The sequence below is a fragment of the Clostridioides sp. ES-W-0016-02 genome, from assembly GCF_020641035.1.
Lineage (GTDB): Bacteria > Bacillota > Clostridia > Peptostreptococcales > Peptostreptococcaceae > Clostridioides.
Genome location: NZ_CP061361.1, coordinates 2,939,024 through 2,957,617 on the forward strand (window position 1 = coordinate 2,939,024; position 18,594 = coordinate 2,957,617).

Below are 18,594 nucleotides of genomic sequence, written 5' to 3' on the forward strand. Positions count from 1 at the left end.
TCTTACATCAATAATATTTTAACATAAATTAAAATCAATTTAATGAAATTTCTTCCAATGTATCTTTAAATTTATCTATAATTTCCTTTTTAAGTGGAATATTCTCTTTCAATTGTAGATTATTATCTTCACCTAATATATATCGAGCTTCCTGCTGTGCTAATTTTAATATTTTTATATGCTTAAACAAATTTGCTACTTTTAATTCTGGAAGTCCATGTTGTCTGGTCCCAAAAAACTCTCCAGGTCCTCTTATTTCTAGATCCTTTTCTGAAATTCTAAACCCATCATTTGTTTCTTCCATTATAGACATTCTCTGCCTGCATACATCTGTTTTAGAGTCGTAAATTAGCACACAATATGACTTATGGCTTCCTCTCCCAACTCTACCTCTAAGCTGATGTAATTGTGCAAGTCCAAACCTTTCAGCATTCTCTATTATCATTAGAGTTGCATTTGGCACATTGACACCAACTTCTATAACTGTTGTTGAAACCAAAATATCTATTTCTTTATTCTTAAAGTTACTCATTACTTCATCTTTTTCACTTGATTTCATTTTCCCATGAAGAAGTCCAAGTCTTAAATCTGAGAAGTATTCAGCTCTTAATTCCTCTACTAATTCAACAGCTGACTTAGCTTCTATTGATTCACTTTCTTCAACTAGTGGACATACAATATATACTTGCCTTCCCGATTCAACTTCTCTTCTTACTAGGTTATTGTAAGCTCTATCTCTCTTGCTCTTTTCAATAGCAAGTGTTTCTATTGGCTGTCTACCTGGGGGGAGTTCATCTATAATAGAAATATCTAAATCTCCATAAAGTATAAGTGCTAATGTTCTTGGTATTGGTGTTGCTGTCATTACCAGTATATCTGGATTTATTCCTTTTAATGAAAGTCTACTTCTTTGCATAACTCCAAATCTATGCTGCTCATCTGTTATAACTAGACCAATATTATTAAATTCAACTTTATCTTCAATTAATGCATGTGTTCCTATCAATATATCAATTTCATTATTTTTAATTTGTTCTAATACCATATCTTTTTGTTTTTTTGTAAGACTACCTATTAATAGACCTACATTTATACCAAAATCTTTTAAGGTTTCAGTAAGTGAAATATAATGCTGTCCTGCTAATATCTCTGTAGGTGCCATCAAAGCTCCTTGATAACCATTTAAGACACAATTTGCAAGTGCTAAGAGAGCAACTACTGTTTTACCACTACCTACATCACCTTGAACTAATCTATTCATTATTTTATCAGAATTCATATCATTTATAATTTCATCTAATGCTCTATTCTGAGCTTTAGTCAATTTAAATGGTAAAGAACTTATTATATTCTTTAAACTTTCACTTGTTGTAAATTTTATTCCGTTTTCTTTATTTCTTCCACTTTTAAATACAAACAGTCCCAACTGTAATATAAGTAATTCTTCAAATACAATTCTATATAAAGCTATTTTTAACGATTCCTTATTGCTTGGTGAATGAATATTTCTAACTGCAAAATCTATATTACATAATCTATATTTTTCTATAATTCTTTGTGGCATATATTCTTGTATAATTAATTCCTTATCTTCAAGTACAGTCTTAATTATGCTCATAATCTCTTTATTTGTAACACCATATGTAAGTTGATACACTGGCATAAATCTACATGTATTTTTAGGTGAATTAGTAAGGTACTCTAATTCACACGATGTAAGTTCTAAGTTATTAAATCTTTTCTTAACTTTTCCAAAAACTAATATTGAATCTCCAGGTCTAAATGTATTTTTTATATAAGTTTTATTAAAAAACACTAGTTTAGCCGAACCAGTTTCATCTTTTACATCAATCTTTGTTAAAGTCATTCCTTCTTTTGGACTAAATGTATTTATATTTGATATTACTGCTTTTATTGTAGCTTTTTCATCATTCTCCAACTGCGCTATTTTCTTAAGATTGTTTCTATCTTCAAATTGCCTTGGAAAATAATACAATAAATCTTTTAATGTGAATATACCCAGCTTATTTAGCTTACATGCCTTTTTAGGTCCTATCCCTTTAACATATTGAACATCTTTATATAAATCCAACAAATATATCACCTACTACACAAAAATCCTGTACAACCAACTTTATAAAAGCTACATGGTCATACAGGTTCTTATAATCATTATTCAACTGAAATTAAGTAATAATAAAGAGGTTGTCCTCCATAATATAATTCCACATCTACATCTTCAAATTTTTCTTCTAAAGAAGTACGAAGTTCATTTGCCTGAGATTCTGTAACATCTTCACCAAAGAATAAAGTTATTATAGCAGTATCCTCATCAACCAATTTTTCAATAAGATTTGATGTTACTTCATCTACATAATCCCCTGCTGATAATAATTTACCTTCTGCAATTCCAATTATATTACCTTCTTTAACATCAATTTCATTCATTACTGTATCCCTAACAGCAAAAGTTACTTGACCTGATTTAACTGAATTTAAAGCATTCATCATAGCTTCTTCATTTTCATCTTCACTTAATTCTCCATTAAATGTTACTAATGCAGCAAATCCTTGAGGTGTGTTTTTTGTAGGTATAACTATTATATTTTTATCACTCAATTCTTTGGCTTGGTTAGCAGCCATTATTATATTGCTGTTATTTGGGAAAATAAATATATTTTTAGCATTTATATCCTTTATGGCATTCATAAAATCTTCAGTACTTGGATTCATAGTTTGACCACCTTCTATTATATGGTCAACACCAAAGTCTTTAAATATATTTGCTAATCCTTCACCCATCGAAGTAGCTATGAATCCAAATTCTCTTTCTTCTTCTAAAGGCTCACTATCATTTTCTTTTTTTTCTTCTACTTCCAATATTGTATTTTCATGTTGTAACTTCATATTTTCTATTTTTATAGTTAATAATTGACCATACTTTAGAGCTTCTTGAAGCACGTTTCCTGGGTCATTAGTGTGTACATGTACCTTTATGACTCCATCATCTCCAACTACTGCTAAACTATCGCCATAAGCCATCATTATATCTCGTATTTTCGTATCTTCTACTTTAGAACTTTCTAGTATAAATTCTGTACAATAACAGTATTTTATATCATCTGTGCTAGTACTATTCTTTGGGAAGTCTATATTTGTTGCAATATTAGTGTCTAGGCTAGTATTTTTTATTTCTATATTGTTACCTTTCATAGAAGCCAACATACCTTCATATATAAGTACAAGCCCTTTTCCTCCAGAATCAACTACACCAGCATCCTTCAGATTTTTTAGAAGGTCTGGAGTTCTTTCTAGTGAAGCATTTGATTCCTTTACAAGCATACTTAAAAACTTTACTACATCTTTTTCTTTTTTAGCAGCTTTTACTGCAAACTCTCCGCTCTCTCTAACTACAGTAAGTATAGTTCCTTCAATTGGTTTTATTACAGCTTTATAAGCTGTATCAGAACCATTTTTAAAAGCTTTTGCTAAATCATCTGTTGATAATTTACTTTTTCCCTCTATAGACTTAGCTATACCTCTAATTATTTGTGAAAGTATAACTCCTGAGTTTCCTCTTGCACCCATTAAAGAACCTTTAGATAATGCTTTTCCGATGTCTGATATATTATCATTGTCTACTTTCGCTAACTCTTTTAAGGCATAAGATATAGTTAAGGACATATTAGTCCCTGTATCTCCATCTGGTACAGGGAATACATTTAATTTGTCAACTAAATCTTTATTGTTTTGGAGATTGTTTGCACCTGAAATGAACATCTCTCTTAACCTTTTACCATCTATATACTGAATCATTTCTTTCCTCCTATAAAATTACTTCACTCTTATTCCTTGTACATTAATATCAATTTTAGTGACTCTTACGCCAGTCATCTTTTCAACTACATATTTAACTCTATCTATTATGTTATTTGCAACTGTAGATATATTTGTACCATATTGTATTATAACATAAAGTTCTATTGCTATGGCATCTTCTTCTACTTCTTCTACTCTAACACCTTTAGTAGCATTTTCACCTTTTAATAATTCTACTATTCCTTTAGATTTAGATGCTAAACCTACTAGACCATAACTTTCCATTGCAGCTCTATATGTGACTTGAGCTATTACTTGATTATCTATTTCTATACTTCCATATTGATTCATTACCTTTGCACTCATGGTTGACCCCCTTAAGTTTTTTTTATTAAAAATGTTTCTTAATTTATTTTTTACTATTTTTACTTATTTATTATATAAAATTATAATCATATCATACTATAAATATGGTATAATTTAAACCTAGAAAAGTTTTTGGATAAAATTTCTTGTACTGTCTATATATTTAAAGAAAAATAATAATTATTTTTCAAATATATTTACTTTATATAAAATTATATATATAATTTTATATGATAATGAGAAATTCTTCAATATATGTAAGGCAAATATATATTTCTATTGCAAATTTTTGTTATTTATGATAATATAAATATGTTTTTAGTCTTTAAATAGTTATCATTTTAAGGAGGTGTGCGTAGATGGCAAAAGTATGTAGCGTATGTGGTAAAGGTAAGGTTTCTGGAAACCAAGTATCACACTCAAATAAACATAATAAAAGAACATGGTCAGCTAATTTAAGAAGCGTAAGAGCGATTATAGATGGAGCTCCTAAGAGAGTAAAAGTTTGTACTAGATGTTTACGTTCTGGTAAAATTGAAAGAGCTTAATAGCCACGTTTAAAAGCCTACTTCCGAAAGTAGGCTTTTTAAATTTAATCATTTTTACTCTTTCTCATAAATTTTAAAACTATGTTTGAAATCCATTTTGGTAACTTTATTGTTACTACTTTCATCAATACTCACCCCACACTTTATAGTTAAAATTATTTTAACAAAAAAATAATAATGCTCCACATCCAATAAGTATTAATGCGGTAAGTGCTGACCAAATCCAGCCAGGAAGCAACATAGATAAAATTACTGCCATTCCTGTTGCTAGACACAGTATTCCTAGCAATACCTTAGACTTGTTATTTCTCATGGAACACCTCCACATAGAACTTGTATCTACAAATATTTTCATATTTAAGTTTATGCGATAAGTTCCTATTTTAGACCTATAAATACATTATGTAATTTTAATTTTTTATACTGGAATTATTACTATCTTCTGATGCAGATTCTATAATATCTAAAATACCTCTTTTTTTACTTAACCTTTCAGGTCCACTATATAGAACTACTGGTATAACTTTTGGGAGTTTAAAATCTTTGCTTTCTATTTCTTCAAGACTCTTTTTCATTATAAAGCTTTTCCAAATTTGCTCTCTGTATGATTTTAATCTTGGTACAATCTCAGTATCCATTTCTGTTTGAAACTCCAACACTATATAGTGTGAAATTTTACGATTTTTAGAAAAAACTTTATAAATTATATCTACTTCCTTTCCTTTATATTCACATATAAAAGATGTTTCTAACTCTATACTTTTAAGAGTTAATTCCTTTGCTATTGAGACGCTTGTAAAATTTTGAATCAAACTTAAAAAACTTTCTTTATCTGAATACAGCCTTCTATATTCTTCACGTTTTTCTTTGCTTCTTTTTAAATTCATACAATTCCTCCCAGGTTATAGATTCTCTATCTTTTGATAAAAATAATCTATAAATTTTATTTTTTAATTTTCACTAGTGATTATTGACACTTATGATTAAAATATCCAATAAAGATATTTTTTTATATTTTTATTAAAAGATATGAATTTTTATATTTTAATATATTGACATTGACGTTGCGTAAAAGTGTATATTTAATTTATAGGAGGTATTACTTATGGAATATACAGTTCAGAAATTAAGTAAAATAGCTGGTATAAGTACTAGAACCCTTAGATACTATGATGAAATCGAGCTTCTTAAGCCACTTAAAATAAATTCCTCAGGTTGTCGTATATATGGTCAAAATGAAGTTAATAAGCTACAACAAATACTTTTTTATAGAGAGTTAGGCATTAGCTTAGAAAATATAAAAAACATTATAAATTCACCAACTTTTGACAGTCTAAGTGCATTAAAACAACATCATAGCAAATTACTAGCTAAAAGAAAACAAATTGACTTACTGATAGAAAATGTAACTAAAACTATAGCATTAAAGGAGGGAAAATATATTATGACAGATTTAGAAAAATTTGAAGGTTTTAAAGAAAAGATGATTGATGAAAATGAAAAAAATTATGGAACTGAAATTAGGGAAAAATATGGTGAAGATGTAATCAATCAATCAAATAGAAAATTTAAAAATATGTCTAAAAAAGATTATGAGGACTGGCAGGATTTAAGTACTGAGATAATTAGTAAACTCAAAAAAGCTTTTAAAACTGGTGATGCATCTAATGAACTTTCTCAAGAAGTTGCGAGATTACATCATAAATGGTTGAGTTACACTTGGAATGCCTACTCTAAGGAAGCTCATGCCGCTTTAGCACAGATGTATGTAGATGATGAACGTTTTACATCATATTATGATAAAGAACAGCCTGGACTAGCAAAGTTTCTAAGAGATTCCATAGTATTCTATACAAGATAATAATCAATTTAAAGTAATAAAAAGAGTGCTACTTTAAAATAGCACTCTTAAAAAATTTTATTTTTCAAATTATATAGCTATAATCTGTGATAAAAATCTAACTTAGTTTTTATTAAAAGTAATTGTAACTTTAAATAAATCTCCATCTATATCTATCTTCATTTTACCACCTTGTAGCTCTACAAAACTTTTTGCTATTGCTAGACCAAGTCCAGAGCCTTCTGTATTACGTGACTTATCTCCTCTTACAAATCTCTCCATAATATCATCTACACTAAAATCAATTTCAGTTGCTGACATGTTTCTAAGCATGATTTTTACTTGTCTATCTGTTTCTAAAATATCAATATATACTCTTGAATTTGGCATTGCATATTTACTTATATTTATTATAAGATTCTCAAATACTCTAAATGTACGTTGACTATCTAATGGTAATATTATTTTTTCGCTAGAAAAATTATTTTTTATTTTCAGTGATGACTCTGCTATCTTATCATCTAATTCTAGTAATGTCTGTTTCATTAGAGATATAATATCTACATTTACTATGTTTAAGTGTACATCTCCACTATTTACTTTACTCACTTCAAATAAATCTTCTATTAAGTGTTGTAGTCTTTGTGACTTTCTATCCAATGTATCAATATACATTTTACGATTTTCATCTGTTATATTTTCATCCTTTAGTAAATCTATATAAGTGATTATAGATGTCAAAGGTGTTTTTAAGTCATGTGACACATTTGATATAAGCTCTGTTTTCATTTTTTGACTTTTAACTTCTTCATCTACAGCTTTTTTAAATCCAGATTGAATATTTCCAAGCTCATCTTTAATAGGATTAAAGAACCCTAAATCATCTTCCATATTTGCTTCTAAATTTCCATCTGAAATTTTCTTTGTAACATCTAAAAGTTGATTGTATTCACGTATTGTTTTCTTAGAGTAATCTGACAATACCTTAAATAAAACTATTGAGTAAATTAATGCAAGTATTATTCCAAAGAACCACATACTACACATTATAACTATAATTAATAAGTTTACTGCTAAAATTATAGCTATAGTTTTATTTGGCTTTTCTTTTAAATTTGTCATTCTAACTTGATTAATAACTACTTTACTTGATTTTTTAAACCATTTTAGAAACATCCCTGTCAAAGTATTTTTTACAAAGTACTCTTTTATTCCAACGTTTAGAATATGTTTTAAAAGTACTATAAATACAAATATTATTGAGAAGATTACAAACCAATAAATTAAATTCATTGAGCTTACTAATATATTTGCCATTTTACCACTTATATCATTTTTTATTAGATACTCGACATAATTTCCATTCAATGTGTTACTTATTATATCAGTAGGATATAAAGCTACAATACTCTGTATAATAACAATAGCAATAAAAAGTAACTCTAACGGTATTCTTGTGATTATCTCAAACCCTAATAACTCTTTAGATTTTCTATATGGAAATGCTACAGCTACAATTACAACTATAGATATTATGATTTTTATAATCATTGCAGAAATTTTATAATAAGAATTATTCTCTACATTATTTATATATCTACTTATATCATCACTACTATAAATCATCCCATAATTATTATATGAGCTATATGAATTATCTTGGCTTATTACTTTAGGTACCGCATATACCAATGTTTTATTTTTTATTGGAGATAATTTATATGAGATTGAATTTCCACCTAAATCTGTCTCCATCAAATCTTCTTTAGATTTAGATAATAACATTTGGCTGATAATCTTTTGGTCTACTCCATAAGAGTCTACAATATTTACTTTTCCATCTTTATCAAAATTCATCACAAGGTAAAACCTATAATTTGCTTTTATATTTTTAATCTTTTCTTGTCTTTCCTCATCATTCATAGTTGTCTCTTGAGGCTGCTTTTTATCAGATTCCTCTTTTGAAGTGTCATTTTTTGTTGTATCCAGTGCTTTTAACTCTTTATTCTCATTAAAAAGCTCAAAGTTATTTTCTTTATCAACTAAATAGTATTTTAAGTTTTTACTTGAATTATTAATAAAAGATTCCCATTCATCAAATTTTTCATTAAAATCTGCATTAATACTCTCATCAGTGTAATAGGTTTCTGAACCTTCATATGCGCTTTTCTCTTTACTAGTATTTTTTATATAATTTATAGTTTCTTCACTTAAAAAAAGCTTCGAAGGTTGTATCATCTTACCTTCTTGTTCTTCTTTCATATTGTGGTCTAAAACATAACTTCCTTTATATATGCTATCTACAAATCCTTCTTGCTCAAATGGATTTTTAGCTCCACCTTTAGCAGCTGACTGTATAGTCGAATATTGGCTAATCATACCTAATGATGCTGATAACATAAGTATAAAGACTATCACACTGATTATATATTTTTCCTTAAATTTTTTCGATTTTATATCCAACACCCCACACCACCTTTAAATATTTTGGATTTTTTGGGTCAATTTCTATCTTCTCCCTTATATTTCTAACATGTACCATAACTGTATCTGTGTTTACAGCATTTTCATTCCAAACTCTTTCATATATTTCGTCTGCAGAAAAAACCCTTCCTGCATTTCTCATAAGTAAACTTAATATCTTAAATTCTATAGGAGTTGTTTTTATATAATTTCCATCAATACTGACTTCTTTTGTATTTTCATTTAATTCTAATCCACCTATTACAAATATACCTTCATTATTTTCTGAACTTTCTTCTTTATTTTTTATCATATTTAGATACTTAGTATATCTTCTAAGTTGCGAATTAACTCTAGCCAATAACTCTAATGGCTTAAAAGGTTTTGTTACATAATCATCCGCTCCGATGTTAAGCCCCATTATTTTATCAACTTCTTCTGATTTTGCAGATAACATTATTACTGGAAAATTATGATTTTCTCTAAGTTTCATTGTAAGCGTTATTCCATCCATTTGAGGCATCATTATATCAACTATAGCTAAGTGTATTTCTTGGCTTTCTATAATTTTAAGACCTTCCAATCCATTGTAACCTTTAAAAACATTATACCCTTGATTTAAAAGGTATATTTCTATAGCATCTGCTATTTCCTTTTCATCTTCTACCACCAAAATATTATATGAATTCATTTTAATCTCCTTTATATCAATTAATTTATAAACTACCTTTACATATATGATTATACAATATGATAGAAGTTTTTCCATTTTTTTATAAATTTATAGTGGTCTATTCTAATTATTTATCTTTGATGTCCATTTTAGAACCCTCCCTTTAATTTAACTTCAATACTGTTTTACTTTATTTATATATCTAATATTAAAGCTAAAAACTTAAGATATTATATATACTTTTCTAAAGATTTTCTAAAGATTTAAATTTACTTGTTTTAATATACACAAAAAAAGTAGGTATTATTGTATTAATTAAATCAACAACCTGAAACATAAATTTAATATCAATAAAATCTACTTTTTAGTTTTTGCATATTTATTTTTAGTTTATTTACTTTTTATAAAAATTCTTGTTTTTATTTTATAAATGTACATATGTCTTCCACTGGTTTTTTAGATGGACTTCTTAAGTTGTCTTCTGGTACTCCAAGTGCTAACATTGCACCTAAGAAGTATTCGCCTTTTTCAAACCCTGTTTCTGCCTCTAAAACAGATTCTATCTCATCTGCTGCATAGTTTTGACTTGTCAACCAACAAGAACCATACCCAAGTTCAATTGCTGATAATGTAAAGTTTTCAATTGCTGCTCCTAAACTTTGCATGCCTGGATTTCTTATAAATAACTTATCTATAGTCTCTTTAGGTGCATTTATAAGTTCTAACTCATAATAGCCTGATGGGTTGTATACCTTTGTAAAAACTAATACCAAAACTGGAGCTTTTAAATAAAATAAAGTAAAGTTTGGCACAAATTTTCTAAATCTATTAGCTTTTTCTACTGATACTTTGTCCATCTCTACAAGTATTTCTTGTTGTTTTTTAGTTATCACATCTGCTATCTTTTCCATTAAATCACGACGCTTTATAACTACAAAATGCCAGTTTTGAATGTTTTTACCTGATGGAGCTGCCCCTGCTGCTTTTACCATTTTCAAAATATCTTCATCTAAAACATCTTGTTCTTTAAATTTTCTTACACTTTGTCTTTTGTAAATAGTATCTTGTAATTCCATTTTTAAGTCCCCCTGTAGATTATTTTTTTAATTTAAAAACAAACTTTAAACTTCCCTTATTTTAATATATCATGTTCTAACAAATCTTTAAATGACTCTATAGAATAATCATACTCATCCACATTTCCAAAACCATATTTTGCATATACAAAAGGAATCCCAGCAAATTTAGCACTATTTGCATCCCCTTGAGTATCTCCAATATAGATTGGATTAGTTAGTTTATTTCTATCAATTATGAGTTTATTATTTTCACCTTTATGCAATCCAGTATTTCCAGGACACTCAAAATCTATAAAGTAATTTTCTAGCTTATGTGCTTTTAAAAAAGATTCTATATATCCTTTTTGACAATTACTTACTATAAATAATTTATATTTTTTAGATAATTCTCCAAGAGTATTTTCTATGTCTTCAAATAATTTGCCTCCATATTCAGATAAGTAATCACATTCTCTTGCAGAACATTCATCTAATATATTCATTCTTTCTTCTTCATCTAAATCTGGAAAGAAACGCTTTGCTATTTCATCAAATGAAAGACCCATAACACTTCTAAATAATTCTACTGTAACATTTAAACCTATATCCTCACGTTTATCTAAGACCTCTTGCCATACCTTACATACTCCTTCAGTTGAATCCCATAGAGTTCCATCTAAATCAAAAATAATACTGTCTATCACAAAAAATCCCCCTTGCGTCAAAAATTATTATTTATTTATAATTATATATTAAAAAGCAGATACAATTATAAATATATTTTACTTGATTGTATCTGCTCTGTAATATAAAATCAATTATTAAAGTCCATTTTTATAAATTTCTAATTACAAGTACACATCCCTGCTCTACTTTAATTTTACAAGAATTCCCTAACATAACATTGGATATTCCAATAGGTACTGAATACTTCATATAATAATCATCCAAAGGATATTCCAAGCCAGTAAGTGTTACTCCTTTAGCATCTCCTTTTACAGCTATTACAGAAATAGTATCTCCTTTGTTTCCAAACAAGGTAAATTCTTCATTTTCAACTATATACATCTCTTCTTTATCTGAGAGTATCCTAGAATATATGCCATCTTCTTTTAAATAATATAATAGCTTTATATTTGCAAGGGTATGGTCAATTCTCCCACCTAAAGCACCAAAAAAATCAATATGGTTAGCTTTAAGAGTTTTAGCTAAAAAAAGACATAGTTCTGTATCAGTTTCATCCTTTTTAGATGGAAATTTTTCAAATTTAACACCTTGATTTCTATAGAAATTTATCTTGTCTTCTTCTACTGAATCTAAATCTCCCAAAATATAATCTGGTATTATATCCATTTTGTAGGTGTGATTTGCTCCTCCATCTGCACATATTATGCAGTCATAACATTCTTTAAGTATAATATCTCTTGTAATTTTATAATCTTCAATTTCACCATTTAAAACAATACAGATTTTCATACCTAAGTCTAAACTAATTCTTCAAGAGAAGCATTCTTTCTAAATAAATTAACTGTTTCTTGAATGTCATCACTTCCAAATATTGCAGAGCCTGCTACTATTACGTTAGCTCCTGCTTGCACAACTTCAGCCACATTTTTAGGACTTATACCACCATCAACTTCTATATCAATATTTAATCCTTTACTATCTATAAGTGTTTTTAATTCTTTAATTTTATCTAACACACAAGGTATGAATGATTGTCCTCCAAATCCAGGATTAACAGACATTAAAAGCACCATATCTAAATCAGATAGTACATGTTTAATAGTATCTATTGGTGTTGCTGGATTAAGCACTACACCTGCCTTTATTCCATGTGATTTTATATTTTGTATAGTTCTATGTAGATGTGTACAAGCTTCCTGATGAACAGTTATTATATCACATCCTGCTTTTACGAACTCTTCAATATATTGGTCTGGATTCTCTATCATTAGATGAGCATCAAATACCATATTTATATTCTCTTTTTTTAAACTTTTAACTACAAGTGGTCCTAGTGTGATATTTGGTACAAAATGTCCATCCATTACATCGATATGAAGATATTCACATCCTGCACTTTCCACTTTTCTTACATCCTCTAATAATTTTGCAAAATCTGCTGATAATATTGATGGTGCTAATTTAATCATGTTTCTAATACCTCCTACTGTTATTTTGTCTTATTTCATTTAGTAGCTGTATATAACTATCATATCTTTCTTTAGATATTTCTCCATTTGCAACAGCTTCTTTTATAGCACAATTAGGTTCATTTTCATGAATACATTTTGAACCAAACTTACAATCATTAAATTTATCAAATTCTATAAAATAATCTTTAAGTTCAACTTCTTCTATGTCTTCAAGTGCAAGTGAACTAAAACCTGGTGTATCTGCAACCATTCCACCAAACTCCAACTTTAAAAGTTCAGCATGACGAGTGGTATGTTTTCCTCTTTTTATTTTATCACTTACTACACCTGTTTGCAGTTGAAAATTTTCATCTATTTCATTTAATAAACTCGATTTTCCAACTCCAGACGGTCCTGCAAATACTACTACATTTTCTTTTAATTCATCTTTTACTTTATCTATATTTAACTTAGTGACATTACTTACAGGAATAACCTTATATCCACTAAGCTCGTATATCTTTTTAACATGCTCTAATATGTTATCATCATCTAAATCTGCTTTTGTAAGGATTATTACAGTTTCTAAATTTTCTTTTTCTGCCAAAACTATAAATCTATCTAAAAGAGATAAGTTTGGTTTAGGATTTTTTATTGCAAATACTATTAGTGCCTTATCTACATTTGCTATAGGTGGTCTTATAAGTTCTGTGTCTCTACTATCTATTTCTTCCACAATTCCCTTTTTTTCATCTTCATCAACAACACTTATTTTAACTCTGTCACCAACTAAAGGTGTTACTTTTTGCTTTCTAAATATACCTCTAGCCTTACATTCATAAAGACCTTTTTCTGTATCTACATAATAAAATCCGCTAATCCCTTTTATAATTTTTCCTTCTAGCATCAAATACCTCCCTTTATAAAATTATATAAACCTATACTGTTTATGAGTAGTATATAGTGTTATTCTTTCCTATTTTTATATAATACCACATTTTTTTTAAATAACAAATCCTCCGTTTGGGCTAATTACCTGACCAGTAATAAAACTTGATTTATCAGATGCTAAAAAAATAGCACAATTTGCTATATCTTCTGGTGTTCCTAATCTCATTAAAGGAGTTTCCTCTACAAGAACATCTATCTCATCTTCATTATATTCAGATAACATATCTGTATTAATAACTCCTGGTGCTATGCTATTTACTCGAATATTTGATGGAGCAACTTCTTTAGCTAATGCCTTTGTCATTCCTATTATACCTGCTTTTGATACAGAATAATGTACTTCACAAGAAGCACCTGATATACCCCAAATTGAAGATATATTAATTATGTTTCCTTTTTTTTCTGATATCATGTATTTTAAAGCAATTTGTGAACAATAAAAACTTCCTTTCAAGTTAATATTCATCATATTATCCCAATCTTCATCAGTTATATCTGTAAATAACTTATCTTGGCTTATACCAGCATTATTTATAAGTACATCTAATCCTCCAAACTCCTTTATACAATAATCTATCATATTTTCGACTTCTTCTCTATTTGAAATATTAGCTTTAAATAATTTTACAGAAAAACCCTTTTCGTTTAATACAGTGTATAATTCTTTAGCCTCATTTTCTGATTTATTAAAGTTTATTAATACATTATACCCATCTTTTGCAAATATTTTAGATATTGCTCTTCCAATTCCTCTAGAGCCTCCTGTTACCAAAACTGTTTTATTGTTTTTATTCATAAATATTTATCTCCCTTATAATTAATCTAATATTTTATACAAAACAAACTGCCCCTTTAAAGAAAATAATTTCTATAAAAGGACAGCTTTTTATTTTTAGCTACTATTTATTCTGATTTACCAATATTTCCACCAGTTCCTGATGGAGTTTCTCCAGTATTTCCTGAGTTTGAACCTCCTGAGTTATCTCCACTATTTCCGGAGTTTGAGTCTCCTGAATTATCTCCATTATTTCCGGAGTTTCCTCCACTATTTCCTGAATTATCTCCACTATTTCCAGAGTTTCCTCCACTATTTCCTGAATTTCCTCCGTTAGTTCCTGAGTTTGAACCTCCTGAACTTCCTCCACTATTTCCTGAGTTTGAACCTCCTGAGCTTCCTCCACTATTTCCTGAGTTTGAACCAGGTGTTGTTGTATCATTCTCATCTGGTGTTGTTGGAGTCTTATTTGGTGTTGTTGGTGTTGGTGTATTTGATTTCTCTGAGCCTTTGCTAACATATAGGTCTATTTCATCACCTTCTTGAACACTTGATGAACCAGAACTAGGGCTCTGACTTAAAACTGTACCTTCTTTATATACTGAACTATACTCATACTTGACAGTTCCAACTTTCAATTTATTTTCCTCTATAATTTTTTTTGCATTAGTTAAAGTAATACCTACTACATTGGGAACTGAAGCTTCGTTTGCACCTTTACTTACAACGACATTTATGGTGTCACCTTTTTTAATATTTGTACTTCCACCTTCAGGTGTCTGCGATATTATACAATTTTTATCTACCTCACTGCTATACTCTTCACTTTTTACACTTAAGGACAATCCTTCTTTTTCAACTGCACTCTGTGCTTCCTCTAATGTCATATTCACAAGATTAGGAACAGTTAAATCTTTACTACCAAATCCTCCAGCAAATAAAAATTTATATGCTAAGAATACTTGTGCACATAAGATTACTATCAAAACTGCCGCGACTACTTTTAGTCTTTTTCTAGCTTTAGGACTTTCTTGTTTTTTCTTCTTTTTCTTAGCCCTCTTACTTTGAGTATTCTTAGGCTTTTGATTCTTTTTAGCTCTCATTATCTCTTCCTCATCTTCATCGTCTTCATCTTCTTCTTCATAAAAATCATCATAATAATCTTCATCTTCATCTAAATCAGCAACTTCTATAGGTTTAACTACTTTTTCCGGAACTGGCTTTGCAAGTACTGGATTTACAGCTTTATTAATCTCTTTTTCATCAATTTTCTTCGTTGCAAAATCATCGTATTCCTTTATAAAATCTAAGTCAATATTTTTTTCTATATAATCTATATCTTCTATTAACTCTTCAGCAGTTTGGTATCTATCTGCACTAGATTTTTCTGTAAGCTTTTTTATTGTAGTTCTTACACTTTGAGGAATCCTAACTTTCTCTTCTGATGTAAAATCTATATCATCATTTATATGTTGAAGTGCTATAGAAATTGGGCTATCTCCTCTAAATGGTACTTTTCCTATCAGCATTTCATATAAAACTATACCTAAAGAATACAAATCTGCATTATTAGTTACAAACTTTCCTTTAGCTTGCTCTGGTGAAAAATAGTGTACTGAGCCTATTATACTACCAATATTAGTCATAGTTGAATTTGAGACAGCTTTGGCTATACCAAAATCAGCTACTTTTACTACTCTTCCTTCATTGGATATGAGAATATTATGAGGTTTTATATCTCTATGTATAATCCCCTTTTTATGTGCAGCACTAAGTGCCATAGCTATTTGTTTTGTTATATCCAGTGCGGTATATTCGTCTAATATCCCTTCATCCTGTATAATTTCCTTCAAATTTTTTCCATCTACAAATTCCATTACAATGTAGTGAACTTTTCCATCTTCCCCAACATCATATACATTTACTATATTTGGATGTGAAAGGCTTGCTACTGCTTCTGCTTCTCTTTTAAATTTTGTTAAAAATTCATCGTCATCTACAAATTCAGGTCTGAGTACTTTAAGTGCAACAGTCCTGTTTAATAATCTGTCTTTAGCCTCATATACAAAGGCCATTCCTCCATCACCAATCTTCCTGATGATTTCATATCGATTTCCTAAAATTGTATCTCCCACAATATCACCGTCCTAATTATACTTTTATTACTATCACCGAAACATTATCTTTACCAGAAACATCATTGGCCATGCTTATCAATTCATCACTTATATCACTAATTCTCTCATATTCGTAATCTAATATTAAACTTCTTATATCTTCGTCATAAATAAACCCAGTTAATCCATCTGTTGCAAGAAGTATTATATCACTTTTTTTGATTTCCTTCTTAAAAATATCTACAACAACCATATCATCTGTTCCAATTGCTCTAGTTATTCTATTTCTCTGTGGATGTCTTCTCGCTTCTTCTTCTGTAATAACATGAGCCATCATAAGTTCTTCAACCACAGAATGGTCTATAGTTATTTTATCAAATTTTTCATCTGTTAACAAATAACATCTGCTATCTCCAACATTTGCCACATATAAGACATTATTATACACTATCGCTGTAACTAATGTAGTTCCCATTCCTTCAAATGCTATATCTTCCATAGATTTCTTGTGCACAATTGAGTTTACATTATTATAAGCCTGTTTTAGTATATCATCTATATAGTCTATTTTTACATTATCATGCTGTAATAAGTTTTCTTTTAGAAAATCAATTATATTTTCTACTGCTAACTTACTGGCGACTTCCCCCTTTTTATGTCCACCCATTCCATCAGCTATGGCAAATATTCCTATTGGACCATGTTCTGTATCTATAACTTCTCCCTCACAATAGTCTTCATTGTTTTTTCTTACTTTTCCTATATGGGAGGCACAACTATAAACCATACGACTTCCTCCTTACATATTACTTGTATTTTCTTCTCAATTGGCCACAAGCTCCACTAATATCAGAACCCATAGACATTCTAACTGTAGCAGGTATATTATTTTTCTCTAAACTATCTCTAAACTTATAAATAAATGCCTTGTCTGGCTTTTCATATTCTCTTTCTTCAACCTTATTTATTGGTATTAAATTTACATGGCATAGCATACCTTTTAAAAGCTTTGCTAATGCCTTTGCTTCATTTTCTGAGTCATTTACACCCTTTATAAGAGAGTATTCAAATGTAACCCTTCTATTTGTCTTTTTTATATAATATCTACAGGCATCTAGTATTTCTTTAATAGAATATGCATTTGCTACAGGCATAATCTTTCTTCTTTCTTCATCATATGGTGAATGAAGTGATAAAGCCAAATTTATAGCTATTTTCAAATCAGCCAACTCGTACATTTTAGGCACTATCCCACAAGTTGAAAGAGTTATATGTCTATACCCTATATTAAGACCATTTTTTTCATTAATTATTTTTAAAAATTGTTTTGTATTTTCAAAATTGTCAAGTGGCTCACCACTTCCCATTAAGACAAGATTTGATACTCTTTTTCCAGTATCTTCTTGAATTTTAATAACTTGGTCTAAAATCTCCCATGGTTCTAAGTTTCTAATCAATCCATCCATTGTAGATGCACAGAAGTTACATCCCATTCTACAACCTACTTGATTAGAAACACAAACAGTGACCCTACTGTCATAATCCATCATCACAGTTTCTATTATATTTCCATCATCTAATAAAAACAAATATTTTTTTGTGCCATCTACCTTAGATTCTAACTTTAATTCTATATCTATATGACCTATACATGAAACTTCTTCTAATTTATTTCTCAAACTTTTTGGTATATTATTCATGTCATCAAAAGTTTTTGCACCTTTGTATATCCAAGAAAATATTTGGCTCCCTCTAAAAGGTTTTTCATCTATAGTTTTCATAAATTCCTTGAGTTCATCTTCAGTAAAGTTTTTTAATACTATTTTTTTCTCTTCCATTCTATTCA

At 28.9% G+C, this 18,594-nt stretch carries 18 protein-coding genes; 2 read left to right on the plus strand and 16 right to left on the minus strand.

Going from position 1 to position 18,594, the window contains the following annotated elements; translation table 11 throughout:
- Window positions 1–34: 34 nt before the first annotated feature.
- The 3 genes from recG to IC758_RS13965 form a co-directional block, all read right to left on the minus strand.
- Entirely contained in the window at window positions 35–2,092 is a 2,058-nt protein-coding gene (recG, locus tag IC758_RS13955; RefSeq protein WP_227432493.1) for an ATP-dependent DNA helicase RecG, read from the minus strand.
- An 80-nt stretch (window positions 2,093–2,172) separates the two neighbouring features.
- Window positions 2,173–3,816, minus strand: a complete 1,644-nt coding sequence (locus tag IC758_RS13960; protein ID WP_227860537.1) for a DAK2 domain-containing protein — start codon at window positions 3,814–3,816, stop codon at window positions 2,173–2,175.
- An 18-nt stretch (window positions 3,817–3,834) separates the two neighbouring features.
- Window positions 3,835–4,185: an Asp23/Gls24 family envelope stress response protein gene (locus tag IC758_RS13965; RefSeq protein WP_227432491.1), complete on the minus strand. Its 351-nt coding sequence runs from the start codon at window positions 4,183–4,185 to the stop codon at window positions 3,835–3,837.
- A gap of 359 nt (window positions 4,186–4,544) precedes the next feature.
- Between IC758_RS13965 and rpmB the strand changes: the two genes are divergently transcribed.
- The gene (gene rpmB, locus IC758_RS13970; RefSeq protein WP_003416297.1) at window positions 4,545–4,733 is read left to right on the plus strand and encodes a 50S ribosomal protein L28; all 189 of its coding nucleotides are present in this window, start codon (window positions 4,545–4,547) and stop codon (window positions 4,731–4,733) included.
- Window positions 4,734–4,893: 160 nt separating this feature from the next.
- Here rpmB and IC758_RS13975 read toward each other — a convergent pair whose 3' ends face one another.
- Together IC758_RS13975 and IC758_RS13980 are read right to left on the minus strand one after the other, a co-directional pair.
- Complete coding sequence (locus IC758_RS13975) at window positions 4,894–5,046, minus strand: hypothetical protein (protein ID WP_009893656.1); 153 nt, start codon at window positions 5,044–5,046, stop codon at window positions 4,894–4,896.
- 97 nt (window positions 5,047–5,143) lie between these two features.
- Window positions 5,144–5,620, minus strand: coding sequence for an Rpn family recombination-promoting nuclease/putative transposase (locus IC758_RS13980; RefSeq protein WP_227432490.1), 477 nt, complete (start codon window positions 5,618–5,620; stop codon window positions 5,144–5,146).
- 218 nt (window positions 5,621–5,838) lie between these two features.
- On the opposite strand from IC758_RS13980, the gene IC758_RS13985 reads away from it, so the two are divergent.
- On the plus strand, window positions 5,839–6,594 hold the full coding sequence (locus tag IC758_RS13985; protein WP_227860538.1) for a MerR family transcriptional regulator: 756 nt from the start codon (window positions 5,839–5,841) through the stop codon (window positions 6,592–6,594).
- Window positions 6,595–6,696: 102 nt separating this feature from the next.
- Here IC758_RS13985 and IC758_RS13990 read toward each other — a convergent pair whose 3' ends face one another.
- From IC758_RS13990 to rlmN, 11 genes are all read right to left on the minus strand, one after another.
- Window positions 6,697–9,039, minus strand: a complete 2,343-nt coding sequence (locus IC758_RS13990; protein WP_227860539.1) for a sensor histidine kinase — start codon at window positions 9,037–9,039, stop codon at window positions 6,697–6,699.
- Window positions 9,011–9,727: a response regulator transcription factor gene (locus tag IC758_RS13995; RefSeq protein ID WP_227432488.1), complete on the minus strand. Its 717-nt coding sequence runs from the start codon at window positions 9,725–9,727 to the stop codon at window positions 9,011–9,013. Before IC758_RS13995 ends, IC758_RS13990 begins: the two co-directional genes overlap by 29 nt.
- Window positions 9,728–10,128: 401 nt before the next feature.
- Window positions 10,129–10,785, minus strand: a complete 657-nt coding sequence (locus IC758_RS14000; RefSeq protein ID WP_227432487.1) for a nitroreductase family protein — start codon at window positions 10,783–10,785, stop codon at window positions 10,129–10,131.
- 56 nt (window positions 10,786–10,841) lie between these two features.
- Window positions 10,842–11,471, minus strand: a complete 630-nt coding sequence (locus IC758_RS14005; RefSeq protein ID WP_227432486.1) for an HAD family hydrolase — start codon at window positions 11,469–11,471, stop codon at window positions 10,842–10,844.
- Window positions 11,472–11,601: 130 nt separating this feature from the next.
- On the minus strand, window positions 11,602–12,243 hold the full coding sequence (locus IC758_RS14010; protein ID WP_227432485.1) for a thiamine diphosphokinase: 642 nt from the start codon (window positions 12,241–12,243) through the stop codon (window positions 11,602–11,604).
- Window positions 12,244–12,251: 8 nt separating this feature from the next.
- Window positions 12,252–12,923, minus strand: a complete 672-nt coding sequence (rpe, locus tag IC758_RS14015) for a ribulose-phosphate 3-epimerase (protein ID WP_227432484.1) — start codon at window positions 12,921–12,923, stop codon at window positions 12,252–12,254.
- A 4-nt stretch (window positions 12,924–12,927) separates the two neighbouring features.
- On the minus strand, window positions 12,928–13,812 hold the full coding sequence (gene rsgA, locus IC758_RS14020) for a ribosome small subunit-dependent GTPase A (RefSeq protein ID WP_227432483.1): 885 nt from the start codon (window positions 13,810–13,812) through the stop codon (window positions 12,928–12,930).
- Window positions 13,813–13,908: 96 nt separating this feature from the next.
- Complete coding sequence (gene ymfI, locus IC758_RS14025) at window positions 13,909–14,652, minus strand: elongation factor P 5-aminopentanone reductase (RefSeq protein ID WP_227432482.1); 744 nt, start codon at window positions 14,650–14,652, stop codon at window positions 13,909–13,911.
- A gap of 107 nt (window positions 14,653–14,759) precedes the next feature.
- Window positions 14,760–16,766, minus strand: a complete 2,007-nt coding sequence (gene pknB, locus IC758_RS14030; protein ID WP_227432481.1) for a Stk1 family PASTA domain-containing Ser/Thr kinase — start codon at window positions 16,764–16,766, stop codon at window positions 14,760–14,762.
- A 16-nt stretch (window positions 16,767–16,782) separates the two neighbouring features.
- On the minus strand, window positions 16,783–17,535 hold the full coding sequence (locus IC758_RS14035) for a Stp1/IreP family PP2C-type Ser/Thr phosphatase (RefSeq protein ID WP_227432480.1): 753 nt from the start codon (window positions 17,533–17,535) through the stop codon (window positions 16,783–16,785).
- A gap of 19 nt (window positions 17,536–17,554) precedes the next feature.
- Window positions 17,555–18,586 (minus strand): 23S rRNA (adenine(2503)-C(2))-methyltransferase RlmN, encoded by a 1,032-nt coding sequence (gene rlmN / locus IC758_RS14040; RefSeq protein WP_227432479.1) that lies wholly within the window; start codon window positions 18,584–18,586, stop codon window positions 17,555–17,557.
- Window positions 18,587–18,594 lie beyond the last annotated feature (8 nt).